The sequence below is a fragment of the Mycobacterium talmoniae genome (assembly GCF_001854525.1).
Classification (GTDB): domain Bacteria; phylum Actinomycetota; class Actinomycetes; order Mycobacteriales; family Mycobacteriaceae; genus Mycobacterium; species Mycobacterium talmoniae.
Map to the genome: position 1 here is coordinate 18774 of NZ_MLQM01000004.1, position 12707 is coordinate 31480.

A 12707-nucleotide genomic window follows, 5' to 3' on the forward strand; every position below is an offset into this window, starting at 1 on the left:
TTGGGTCTCATAGGTCGAGTACCAGCCTTTCCGAGCGGGACCGGGACACGCAGGTCATGATGACGTCGTTGCGGGCCTTTTCGGCGTCGTTGAGCACCGAGTCCCGGTGGTCGGGTTCGCCCTCCAGCACATCGCATTCGCAGGTGCCGCAGACCCCTTCCATGCAGGAGCCGAGCACGTCGACGCCGGCGTCTTCGCAGGCCTGGTAGATCGATTTGTCCGGCGTGACCGTGACGGTGACCCCGGAGCGTTGGCATTCGACCTCGAAGGTCGCCAACGCGTCCGGTGACGGTTCCTCGAGCGCCTTGGCGGAGAACCGTTCGATGTGCAGGGTTTCGTCGGGCCAGTGGCCGCACCCGGTTTCGACCGCGGTCAACAATCCTTCGGGCCCGCAGCAGTACACCAGGGTGTTCTCGCTCGGCTGCGCCAAAACGGAGTCGAGGCTTGCCCGGAAGTTCGCCCCGTCCTGGGCATCCCGTGCACACAACGTCACCCGGTCGCCGTAACGTCGCAGGTCGTCGACGAACGCCATCGACGCCCGGCTGCGGCCGCCGTAGAGCAGCCGCCAGTCGGCGCCGATGGCGTGCACCGCCGCGATCATCGGCAGCATCGGGGTGATGCCGATGCCGCCGGCGATGAACAGGTAGCGCGGTGAGCCCACCAGCGGGAAGTGGTTGCGCGGGCCGCGCACCCGCACCGCGGCGCCTTCGTGGAGTTTGTCGTGGACGAACTGGGATCCGCCGCGGCTGTTGGGATCCAGCAGCACCCCGACCTGCCATTCGCCGCGGTTGGCGGTGTCGCCGCACAGCGAGTACTGCCGCACCAGCGACGGCGTCAGCAGCAGGTCGATGTGCGCGCCCGGCGCCCACTCCGGCAGGTCCGCGCCGGTCGGGTCGGCGAGGGTGAGGGCGACGACACCGTCGGAGACGGTGTCGCGGCGCCGCACCTCGACATCGAGTTCGACCTCCCGGTAGGCGGGCCGGGCTCGGGTCTCGGCCGTGGCGGTCACGACGTTCTCCGCACCGGGATCGACTTGAACTGGTTGAGGAACAGCGCCCGCACCCGGGTCGGTTCGCCGTCGAGCGCGAGATCCGGGAAGCGTTCCAGGGTCCGCTGAATCCACAGCTTCAGCTCGAGGCGGGCCAGGTTGGCGCCCAGGCAAAAGTGCCGACCGCGGCCGCCGAACGCCTGGTGTTTGTCGGCGAGCCCCTCACGGGTGATGTCGAAGGTGTGCGGGTCCGGGAAGGCGGTCTCGTCGCGGTTGGACGCCAGGTACCACAGCAGCAGCCGGTCGTTTTCCTTGATCGTCTTGCCGTGCAGTTCGACGTCGCGGGTGGCCGCGCGCCCCATGAAGGAGAACGCGGGGTAGCAGCGCAGCCCCTCCTCCACGGCCGCCGGGATCAACTCTGGACGCTCGCTGAGCAGGGCACGCAACTCCGGATCCTGCAGCAGGTGCAGCATCGTCGCGCTGTAGGTGGCCCGGGTGGAGTCGTTCGCCGCCGACATCAGCAGGATGAAGAACGTACCGAGCTCAATCTCGTTGAGTCGCTCGCCGTCGACCTCGGCATCCATCAACGCGCTCACCAGATCATCGCGTGGCGACTGCCGGCGCTCCTCGACTTGCCCCATGACGTAGCCGATGATTTCCTGGAGCACCGCCGCCGTGTCGGACCATTGCTCGCGGATCGCCGGGTCTTCGAACGCGGTGAAGACGTTCGTCCAGTGCACCAGTTTCTCGTCGTCTTCGGCCGGGGTGCCGAGCAGCGAACCGGCCACCCGCGCCGGGACGGCGCGGGCGACGTCGGCGACCAGGTCGAATTGCTCCTTGTCGGCGACGCGGTCAAAAACATGGTCGATGATCTGCTTGATGTGCTCTTCGTGTTCGGCCACACGTTGCGGCGTGAACGCCTTGATGGCCAGCGCCTTGAGCCGGTTGTGGCGGGGTGGATCGATCGAGATCATCTGTGACTGCTGCACCGCCAGCGGCACCCCGATGTCGTCGAGAAGAAAGATGCCGCGGCGTTCGGAGGAGAAGGTTTTGTGGTCCCGGCTCACGGCGCGCACGTCGTCGAAGCGGGTGATCGACCAGAAACCACCCTCGTCGGGCGCATTGCGTTGCGGGCTGAAATGCGCCGGCGCCTCGCGCTGCATCCTGGCGAAGAGATCCCACGGCGGCCCGTCGTCCCACACACTCGGTTCGGCCAGGTCGACGTTGTCGAGGTCTTGTTGGTCGAGGGTTGTCATGGTCGCTCCTTTTGCTGCCGGCTGGTGTTCAGTGTGCGCCGCAGACGCCTTGACGGTGGGGGGATCGAGGTCAATGATTGACGCCATCTGGCGAGTGCGTCGCGGTCACGTCGGGTCACGTGAGCGCCCGGATTCTTGCAGCCACAATTGTTGTGTCACAACGGTTTTCATGACGCCTCCACCGGCTTGGCGGGGACGCTGATGTCGCGTTTGAGGATCTTGCCGGTCGGGCCCTTCGGCAGCTCATCGACGAACCAGATGCGCCGCGGGTATTTGTAGCCGGCAACCCGCTCCCTGACGTAGTCGCGGATTGCTGACGCGTCCGCCGCGGCCCCGGACTTCAGCGTGATCGCGGCGCCCACCTCTTCGCCGAGCAGGTCGTCGGGCACGCCGACCACCGCCGCCTCGCGCACCGCGGGATGCTCGTAGAGCACCTCTTCGATCTCGCGCGGGTAGACGTTGTACCCGCCGCGGATGATCAGGTCCTTGGAGCGGTCGACGATGAAGTAGTAGCCGTCGTCGTCCACCCGGGCCAGATCCCCGGTGTGAAACCAGCCGTCGGGATCGATCGCCGCGGCGGTCGCCTCCGGCCGGCGCCAATACCCCTTCATCACGTTGTGGCCCCGGATGACGATTTCGCCGACACCCTCGGTGCCGGCGCCGACGAGCTTCATCTCCACACCGGCCACCGGCGTGCCGATCGAGCCCGGCTTGCGCGCCCGGTCGGGGTGATTGAACGAGGCCACCGGCGAGGTTTCGCTCAGCCCGTAGCCCTCCAGCACCATGGTGCCGAAGGCGTTCTCGAACCCGCGCATCACTTCGACCGGCATCGCGGCGCCACCGGAGATGCACAGCCGCAGCGAGCCGGTGTCCGGTCGCTGGTCGGCGTGCAGCATCGCGGCGAACATGGTCGGGACGCCTTCGAATACGGTGACGCGGTCGCGCTCGATGAGTGACAGCGCGGTGCCCGGGTCGAACCGCGGGATCAGGGTCAGGCAGGCGCCGGCGGCGATGGTGGCGTTGAGACCGGCGGTCTGACCGAACGCGTGAAACAGTGGCAGGGCGCCGAGGATCACGTCATCCGCCGAGAGATCCACCATGTCGACGACGGTCGCGACGTTGTGGCGCAGGTTGGCGTGGGTTAGCTCGGCGCCCTTGGGGGTGCCGGTGGTCCCCGAGGTGTACAGGATCACGGCGGTGTCCCGGTCGTCACGGGCCACGGCGTCGACGACGGGGGTGGCCGCGCAGATCAGCTCCTCGAATTGCCCGGGGGTCACCACGATGCATTCGGCACCGACGGCGACCGCCCCGGCGTGGGCGGTGGCGGCGAACTCATGCCAGGCGATGATCGCGGTGGCCTGAGAATCGGATAGGTAGAACGTCGTTTCGCGTTCCTTCAACAGCACGTTCATCGGGACCACCACCCCGCCGGCCCGCAGCACCGCGTAGTACGCGATGGCGAAGTAGGGCACGTTGGGCAGCATCACCGCGACCCGGTCGCCGGGCCGCAGTCCCCGCGCAACCAGCAGGCCGGCCAGGCAGGCGCTGGCCGCGTCCAGCCCGGTATACGGTATTTCGACTTCGTTGAGGCGCAGCGCCACTCGGTCAGGGTGGCGGTGGGCGGCCTCGATCAGGCCGGCGGCCAGGCTGGTCATGATGCATCACCCCAGTACCGGGAAGCTGCGACGTTTGGCCAGGCGATCCACACCGTTCTGGATCGCGCACTCGACCTGGTCGTACACCGAGTCGACGTACTCGGTGTCGTCGGCACGGGCGGGATCGGTGTCGACCTCGATGGGGTCGAGGAATTCGGTGCGGATCTTCGCCGGCAGCGGCAGGTGCGCCGGCAAGACCTCAATGGCCAGCGGGAACGGGAATCCCGCGATGATCGGCATCGTCGCCCCGCGCAGCCGCTTGCCCAGCCCGGTCCAGCGGGCCAGAAACCGGCCTTCGGACAGCACGAAGACGGTGTCGTGGCCGCCCACCGTCGCGACGGGGACGATCGGCACCCCCGACCGGATGGCCTGACGGACGAATCCCTTGCGGCCGAACAGTAATGCCTTATCCCGGTGGCGCCAGTTGCGCATCGCGTCCTGTTCGCCGCCGGGCCACACGACCACGTCGTGTCCGGCGGCCAGCGCGGCGGTGACGCCGTCCCGCGACGCCGGGATCACCCCCAGCGCCCGGAAGTAGTCGCCGAGCAGTGGTGCGGCCATCAAGACGTCGTGGGCGGTGCCGTGCAGGACCCGCTGGCCGGCGAATCGGCGCTGCCAGGCGTGCACCAGGGTCCACGCGTCCATGGTCAGGGCACCGCCGGAATGGATGCCGATCAGCAGCGACGGTTCGGCGGGGACGCGGTGCCAGCCGTCGATCTCCAACCGGAAGTAGTGGTCGCACAGGAAGTTCCAGATGGGGTCTTGCACGTAGCGCATGAACTTCTCGTTGGGACCGCTGAGCTGAGTCGGCGCGGCGGTGCGTCGCGCGATGAGTTGCTGCAGCCCACCCCGCGGGGCCCCGGCCTTGCGGGTGGTGGCGCGTTGCGGTTCGGCTTGTTCTGTCGATGTCGTCATGGCTTCCTCAGGTGATGGCGTGCATGCGGTTAAGCATCTGCCGGATCGGGACCGATGCGTACGGAGTGCGCTCCGAGATTGCTCATCTCGTCTTGGGGGCTACTACAACCGTCGTGACCTGCCCGTAGTGCCCACCAGACACCGAACAGCACTTCGGCGTCACGCAGGCTGGCCCCGGTCAGTTCTTCAAATCGGGCCAGGCGGTAGCGCACGGTGTTCTGGTGGACGAACAACCGTGTGGCGGCCCGTTCGACGTGCATCCCGCAGGCCAGAAACGCCCGCACCGTGGCGATCAGCTCACGAGCCGAGCCGCCCTCGGCGAGCGGTTCGAGATAGCGCTTCCGCAGCACATCGCCGACGTCGGCGTCGGTCGCGACCGCCGCCCGCACCCCGAATGAGGCGATGTCGTAGGCGCCCCGCAGACCGCACGCCTGAATCGTGGTCAGCGCCCGGGTCGCCAACCGGTAGGACTCGGCCAACAACCCGAGCGGCTTGGGCGGACCGATCCCGACGACGGCGTCGACCTCGCGTGGTGGCGGCTGGCTCAGGAAGCCAACGACGCACCCGTCAACGACGGTGCCCAGCCCGCGCGACGCCGGATCGTGAAAACCCAGCGTCCACTCCAGTTTGCGCTGCGAGGTGGTGTCGCTGAGCAACGCGCGGACCGCGACGTAGTCGCGGGTGAGGTCAAGCCCGTATGCCTTGGCCTGGATGCCGAGTTCGTCGGCCGGGATGGCGCCGGACAACGCGCCGCGCACGAACGTGGCGCGCTGCTCCTCCTCGGCGAACCCGAACGCGAGCTCGGCGCGGCGGTGCGCCCCGGCGGTGGCCACCATCGCCACGTCGGACCAGGCCAGCGTCGACTGCACGAACTCCAGCACGGCGGCATCGCGGATGCCGAGTCGCGCGCTCTCTGCCCGCGCGTGCGCAACGACGACCTCGATGCCGATCCGCCAGGCCCGCAGCATCTCGTCGACGGGGACGCCTTGCTGCGCCCGTGCTTCACCGATCGCGGTCAGCTCGGCAAGTTCGAGGTCACTTACCGCCGCGCGTCGGCCGCGCGCGGAGCGTAAGACCCGCTCCAGTTGGAATCCGATTTCGTCGTCGAGCGTCGCGCGGCCCAAGGTGCGGTAGGTGGGCAGCTGAGCCTGGATCGCTTCGCCGACGCGCCCGGCGAGCGCAGCCAGTTGGCCGAGCAGTGTGTCGAACAGGGCATCCCATTCCGCCAAGGTCCCGTTTGGCGGGGGACGCTGGTCTGCGAGGCGCTGCATCACGATGCGCTGTCGAGGGCCGCGCGCTTCCTGCTCGCCAGGGCGTGGCCACCGGAGATGAGCGCCGGGATCCACACGGGCGCCAAGACGATCAGCATGATGAAAATGGCAGCGAACATCGTTTTACTCATTCCTGGGGTCGGATTCACGGTTTTCCCGAAGCCGCTCCGGCCTTCGAATTCGAATTTCGTGGAATTCGTGCCGTCGCGTTCGTGATAAAAGCTACGCAGCCCGCCCCGATGCAGCGACGTCGCCAGCCGACGAACTCTTCGCGGATCGTCGTCTTCCGGGAACAAACCGGCGCCGCGACCCAGCATACCCGCAGGTCAGGACCGCGGGGCACCGGCAACCGGCGCGCCGGCAACTATGGTCGGGGCCCGGGCGTCAGTCGATCTTTTCCAGCGCCGATCCCTTGTGCATCGCGATGTGATCGGTCTTATCGCTTTTGATTTCGTACTGCGGTTCGTCCTGGCTGGCCCGGCGCTTATGCCCCTTGTATTCGGTGTCCTGCGTGTGCACCTTGGTGATCGTGCCGCTGACGTGGCCCGCTTCGGAGTTCCACCGCACGTGGTCGCCGACCTGGAAACGTGTGGACATCTGCCGCTCCTCGGTTCCGTTCCTCACCTCGGTGTGCCCGATGGCCGGATTGCTCAAACCGGCCGTCGACAAGGCGGCCGGCGCCGATTGCTGCTGAGATCGACGCCTAAATTTCCCGAAACCCGGTTTATTCGGGCTATGCGTCAGTTTGCGCGTCGATTTCAGTGGCCGTGCCGTCGGACGATGCGGTCGGGCCTGCTGTAGACGTTCATCGAGTCCCCGCGCAGGAAGGCGACCAGCGTTAACCCGGACTGGGTGGCCAGGTCGACCGCGAGTGAGGACGGCGCGGACACCGCTGCCAGCACCGGAATACCGGCCATGACGGCCTTCTGGGTCAATTCGAAGGACGCGCGCCCGCTGACCAGCAGCACGGTGCCGGCCAGCGGTATCCGGTCGTGTTCGACCGCCCAACCGATCACTTTGTCGACCGCATTGTGCCGGCCGATGTCCTCACGGACCACCAGCATGGTCTCGGCGTCGAACAGTGCCGCCCCGTGCAGACCGCCGGTGCTGTTGAACACGTTCTGGGCGGCGCGGAGTCGATCCGGCATACCGGTGATCGCGTCCTTGCCGACGATGACCGGGTCATCGCCCGGACAGTACCGGCTGACCGACTGCACCGCGTCGAGGGACGCTTTGCCGCAGATGCCGCACGAGGAGGTGGTGTAGAAGTTGCGGGTGACATCCACGTCGGGCAGCGGCACGCCGGGGGCCAGCGACACATCGAGCACGTTGTAGGTGTTGGCGCCGTCCGCGGCGCCGCGGCAGTACCGCGCGGCCAACACGTCGTCGCGGCACGCGATCACCCCCTCGGTCAGCAGAAATCCCTGCGCGAGTTCGACATCCGAGCCGGGGGTGCGCATGGTGACCGTTAACGCGCTGCCGTTGACCCGGATCTCCAGCGGCTCCTCCACCGCCAGCGTCTCGGGCCGCTCGGCGGCGTGACCCGCTGCCAGGTGACTGGCCCGCCGGCGCGCGGTGACCCGTCCCATGCTCACCGGGCCTTGGAGTGGGTGACCTCGATCGGCACGTGCTTCATCACCGGTTGACCGCTTTCCGGGTTGACGTCACCGATCGGGCACAGCACGTTGAGTTCGGGCATATATCCGGCGGCGTTGCCGGCCGGAATGTTGTAGGCCACCGCCCGGTAGCCGTACACACTGCGCCGGCTGCCGTCCCGGGCGATGCTGGTGATGTCGATGTAGTCGAACTGCTTGATGCCCAATGCCTCCATATCGGCGGCGTTCATGAACAGCAGGGTGCGCAGGTTCTTCACCCCGCGGTAGCGGTCGTCGTCGGAATAAATGGTGGTGTTGAACTGGTCGTGGGAACGCATCGTGCCCAGCACCAGCCGCCCCTGGGCGGGCAGCACATCCGGCAGCGGACCGGCGGAGAACTCGGCTCGGCCAGACTTGGTCAAAAACACCAGTTCTCGCGCGGGTTGGCGGATACGGAAGCCCAGCGGCTGCCGCACCCGGCGGTTGAAGTCCTCAAACCCGTACAGGCCCTTGGCCATCCGGTCCCGGATCCGATCGTAATCGGCCACCAGGTCGTCCCACGGGGTTTTCGTCGCGGGCAGCGTCGCCTTGGCCATCCCGGCGATGATCGCCGGTTCGGAGCGCAGCTGCGGGGACGCCGGCTCCTTCATCCCCACCGACAAATGCACCATGCTCATCGAGTCTTCGACCGTAATCGACTGCGGCACACCGCCCTGCCGGTCGATCTCGGTGCGGGCCACACACGGCAGGATCAGCGCCTGGCGACCGTGCACCAGGTGGCTGCGGTTGAGTTTGGTGGAAACCTGCACGGTCAGTTCGCAGCGGCGCAACGCCTCGAAGCTGTAGGCGGTGTCGGGCGCGGCCAACGCGAAGTTGCCGCCCATCCCGACGAACACCTTCACCTCGCCGCGGTGCATGGCGTGGATGGTGGAGACGACGTCGAGGCCGTGGTGGCGCGGAACGTCGATCTCGCAGGCGGCGGCGAGGTAGTCCAGCGTCTGTTTCGACGGGTGGTGGTCGATGCCGCAGGTCCGGTTGCCCTGCACGTTGGAATGCCCGCGGATGCAGCACGGTCCGGCGCCTTCGCGACCGATGTTGCCGCGCAACAACAACAGGTTGATGATCTCCCGGACGGCGTCCGGCCCGTGGGCGTGCTGGCTGACCCCCAGACACCACGCGATGATGCTGGCCCGGGACTGCCGGTAGATCCGGGCCAGGGTGTGGATCTGCTCGACCGGCACCCCGGACTGGTGCTCGAGCTCCGGCCAGCTCACCGCCTCGCAGGCCGCCCGGTACTCGGCAAACCCGTGGGTGTAGCGCTCGATGAATAGCTCGTCGATCGCCTCGGGGTCGTTGACCGAAGCCTCCAGCAGCGCCTTGGCCACCCCGCGCAGCAACGCGAAATCGCCGCCGATCCGCGGCTGGATGTTCATGGTGCTGATGTCGGTGGCACGGAACAGCGCCATGTCGACCATCTCGTGCGGCACGATCGTGCGGGTCGCGGCCGCTTCGATGAGCGGATTGATGTGCACGATCTGGGCGCCGCGCCGGTAGGCCTCGGCCAGCGCGGTCAACATCCGGGGAGTGTTGGAGGCCGCGTTGACCCCCATGATGATCAGGCAGTCGGCCTTCTCCCAGTCGACCAGGTCGACGGTGCCCTTGCCGGTGCCCAGCGAGGACAGCAGCGCCTTCCCGCTGGCCTCCTGGCACATGTTCGAGCAGTCCGGGAAGTTGTTGGTGCCGAACTCGCGAACCCACCACTGATACAGGAAGGTGGCTTCGTTGCCGAGGCGCCCGGAGGTGTAGAAGGCGGCCTGGTCGGGGGAATCCAGCCCCCGCAGCGTCTCGCCGACCAGCGCGAACGCCGCATCCCAGTCGATGGGTAGGTAGTGATCCGAGGCGGCGTCGTACACCATGGGTTCGGTGAGCCGGCCGGCGTCCTCCAGCGCGAAGTCGCTCCAGCTCGCCAATTCCGCGACGCTGTGGGTGGCAAAGAAGTCCCGGCCGACGCGCTTGGGGTCCATTTCCCAGGTCGAGTGCTTGATGCCGTTCTCGCAGATGTCCAGGCGCAGGCCCTTGCGGTCGTCGGGCCAGGCACAGCCGGGGCAGTCGAATCCCCCGTTCTCGTGGTTCATCCGGGTGATGACCTGCGGGCCTTCCAGGATCTCGCGGCGCTTCAGCAGCACCTTGGCCACGCTGAAGGAGGCGCCGTAGCCGGCCGCGGGGTGGTGGTAGTCCTTTTGCTTCGGCTCGCCGGCGCCGGGTCCGCATCCGGGCGCCGCCGAATCGGGGGTGCCCTGACCCAGCAGCAGCTCGGGTGCTGCGGCCGGCCCGCGGGGCGCGGACTCTTGCGGTGATGTGGTCGTCATTGCAGTAAACCTCCTGCGGTCCTGGGCAATCCGATTGCGGCGGGAATGGCCTCGGCGGAGATCCGTCGACGAAACACCCAGTACGTCCACGCCTGATACACCACGACCGCCGGGGCGAACAGCAGCGCGGCCCACGTCATGATCTTCAGGGTGTAGGGGGTCGACGACCCGTTGTAGATGGTGACGCTCCAGTGCGGGTTCAGGGTCGACGGCACCAGATTCGGGTACAGCGCGCCGAACAGCAGCACCACCACCGCGGCCACGACCAGCAGGGTCAGCACGAACGTCCAGCCCTCGCGGGGGTTGCCTGTCATGACCTTCAACCCGACCCACTGGCGCCACACCAGCCCGACCGCCGCCAACAGGGCGACCACCGCGACCGCCAACACCAGCCAGGTCCACCGCTTTCCGTACGCCAGCTGGGTCCACAGCCCGAACGCGGCGACGACCGCGGTCACCGGCAGCGACACGATGGTCGCGAACCGCAACGCGTCCTCGCGGACCCCCTGGGCGGTCTTCAGCACGAGGAACACCGCGCCGTAGAACACGAACAGGCCGCCGGTCGCCAAGCCACCGAGCACCGTGTAGGGGTTGATCACGTCGCCGAACGTGAGGTGCACGCGATGGTGGGCGTCCACCGGCAGGCCGCGCACCAGGATCGCGAACGCGACACCCCACAGGATCCCGGGCAGCCAGGAGCCGGCCGCGATGCCGAAGTCGGCCCAGCTGCGCCACCGGGCGTCGTCGATCTTGCCGCGCCATTCGATGGCGACCGGGCGCAGGATCAGCCCGAACAGGATCGCCAGCAGCGGCAGATACAGCGCGGAGAACACGGTGGCATACCAGTTCGGGAACGCCGCGAACATCGCGGCGCCCGCGGTGATCAGCCACACCTCGTTGCCGTCCCACACCGGCCCGATGGTGTTGAGCACCGCCCGGCGATGCGCCTCCGGGTCGCCCTTGGCGACCCGGCCCAGCGGCGCCATCAACATGCCGACCCCGAAGTCGAAGCCCTCCAGGATGAAGAAGCCCAGAAACAGCGCGGCGAGGATGACAAACCATGCTTGCTGCAAACCCACCGTGAATCAGCTCCTCTCAGTAGGCAAACGACAGCGGTGCGACCGCGTCCTCAGCCGGCGGCGCGGGCGGCGCCGGCTCGGTGTCGTGCTCTTGGGGGCCGGCGACGACGTAGCGGCGCAGCAACTCAAACCAGAACACCGCCAGCACCGCGTAGACGAGGGTGAACATCACCAGCGAGATCACCACCGTGGCGGGCGCGTGATCGGAGACGCCCTGCTGCACGGTGATGCGGATCGATTGGTCGCCGGTGGGGTTGGGGGCCACGATCCAGGGTTGGCGGCCCATCTCGGTGAACACCCATCCGGCGCTGTTGGCCAGGAACGGGGTGGGAATGGTCAACAACGCGAACCAGGCGAACCAGCGCTGGCGGGGGATGCGGCCGCGCCGGGTCAGCCACAGCGCCACGAGGGAAAACAGCAGCGGCACCGCCAGCAGCCCGACCATCGCACGGAACGACCAGTAGGTGACGAACAGGTTCGGTCGGTAATCCCCCGGCCCGTACTGGTGCTCGTAGCGCAGCTGGATGTCCTTGACCCCCTCCAGCGTGACGCCGGTGAACTTGCCCTCGGCCAAGAAGGGCAGCACGTACTGCGCCTCGATCACCCGGGCGATGCTGTCGCAGTTGTTGTGGGTTCCTGCGGTCAGGATCGAGAAACTGGGGTCGGTTTCGGTGTGACACAACGATTCCGCCGACGCCATCTTCATCGGCTGCTGGCGGAACATCAACTTGCCCTGCACATCACCGGTGAAGAACAAGCCGGCCGCCGCCGCCAGCACCACCAGACAGCCCAGGATGATCGCCGGCCGGTACAGGGTGCGGGCTTCCTCCGCGCCGGGCTTGCGCACCATCCGCCACGAGCAGACCGCGGCCACGAACGTCCCGGCCGTCAGCCACGCGCCGGCGACTACGTGGGTGAACGCCGCGATCGCCGTGTTGTTGGTGAGCAATGCGACGATGCTGTCGAGTTCGGCGCGCCCGGTGGCCGGGTTGTAATGCGCGCCGACCGGGTGCTGCATAAACGAGTTCGCCGCAATGATGAAGAACGCCGAGACGTTCACCGCGACCGCGACCACCCAAATGCAGGCCAAGTGCACCAGCCGCGGCAACCGACTCCAGCCGAAGATCCATAAGCCGATAAAGATCGACTCGAAGAAGAAAGCGGCCAGCCCTTCCATCGCCAGCGGTGCGCCGAAGACGTCGCCGACAAACCGGGAATACTCGCTCCAGTTCATCCCGAACTGAAACTCTTGCACGATCCCGGTGGCCACCCCGATCGCGAAGTTGATCAAGAACAATTTGCCGAAGAACCGGGTCAGTCGATACCAAGCGGCCGTGCCGGTGGCCACCCAGATCGTCTGCATGACCGCCACCAACGGCGCCAGACCGATCGTGAGCGGCACAAAAATGAAGTGATAGACGGTCGTAATCCCGAATTGCCACCGCGAGATGTCGACGAGGTCCATCTGCACCAACCCCCTAGTACCGGGGCGAACCCATGTACTAGGGACAGTAGTAGGGGCGGTGTGCAGCGTCTAGGTTTTGCGGTTGGCGTATTCACCAATATCACCTGGCAAAAT

At 67.2% G+C, this 12707-nt stretch carries 11 protein-coding genes; all 11 read right to left on the minus strand.

What is annotated here, in order from left to right:
• Positions 1-7: 7 nt before the first annotated feature.
• A complete protein-coding gene (locus BKN37_RS01675; protein ID WP_071020310.1) occupies positions 8-1009 on the minus strand; it encodes a PDR/VanB family oxidoreductase in 1002 nt (333 codons plus the stop codon).
• Complete coding sequence (locus tag BKN37_RS01680) at positions 1006-2244, minus strand: cytochrome P450 (protein ID WP_071020314.1); 1239 nt, start codon at positions 2242-2244, stop codon at positions 1006-1008. Before BKN37_RS01680 ends, BKN37_RS01675 begins: the two co-directional genes overlap by 4 nt.
• A 167-nt stretch (positions 2245-2411) precedes the next feature.
• Complete coding sequence (locus tag BKN37_RS01685; RefSeq protein WP_071020317.1) at positions 2412-3899, minus strand: long-chain-fatty-acid--CoA ligase; 1488 nt, start codon at positions 3897-3899, stop codon at positions 2412-2414.
• Between the two features lie 6 nt (positions 3900-3905).
• Entirely contained in the window at positions 3906-4814 is a 909-nt protein-coding gene (locus tag BKN37_RS01690) for a lysophospholipid acyltransferase family protein (RefSeq protein WP_071020319.1), read from the minus strand.
• 29 nt (positions 4815-4843) lie between these two features.
• Positions 4844-6085, minus strand: coding sequence for a PucR family transcriptional regulator (locus BKN37_RS01695; protein WP_083341517.1), 1242 nt, complete (start codon positions 6083-6085; stop codon positions 4844-4846).
• Entirely contained in the window at positions 6085-6402 is a 318-nt protein-coding gene (locus BKN37_RS28770) for a hypothetical protein (protein ID WP_105369530.1), read from the minus strand. The genes BKN37_RS01695 and BKN37_RS28770 overlap by 1 nt, the downstream gene beginning before the upstream one ends.
• A gap of 67 nt (positions 6403-6469) precedes the next feature.
• Entirely contained in the window at positions 6470-6682 is a 213-nt protein-coding gene (locus BKN37_RS01700; protein WP_071020513.1) for a hypervirulence associated TUDOR domain-containing protein, read from the minus strand.
• A 161-nt stretch (positions 6683-6843) separates the two neighbouring features.
• The gene (fdhD, locus tag BKN37_RS01705) at positions 6844-7674 is read right to left on the minus strand and encodes a formate dehydrogenase accessory sulfurtransferase FdhD (RefSeq protein WP_071020324.1); all 831 of its coding nucleotides are present in this window, start codon (positions 7672-7674) and stop codon (positions 6844-6846) included.
• Positions 7675-7676: 2 nt separating this feature from the next.
• A complete protein-coding gene (locus tag BKN37_RS01710; protein ID WP_083341518.1) occupies positions 7677-10049 on the minus strand; it encodes an FdhF/YdeP family oxidoreductase in 2373 nt (790 codons plus the stop codon).
• Positions 10046-11128: a cytochrome d ubiquinol oxidase subunit II gene (gene cydB / locus BKN37_RS01715; protein ID WP_071020327.1), complete on the minus strand. Its 1083-nt coding sequence runs from the start codon at positions 11126-11128 to the stop codon at positions 10046-10048. Before cydB ends, BKN37_RS01710 begins: the two co-directional genes overlap by 4 nt.
• Before the next feature lie 16 nt (positions 11129-11144).
• On the minus strand, positions 11145-12593 hold the full coding sequence (locus tag BKN37_RS01720) for a cytochrome ubiquinol oxidase subunit I (RefSeq protein ID WP_071020330.1): 1449 nt from the start codon (positions 12591-12593) through the stop codon (positions 11145-11147).
• Positions 12594-12707: the final 114 nt, after the last annotated feature.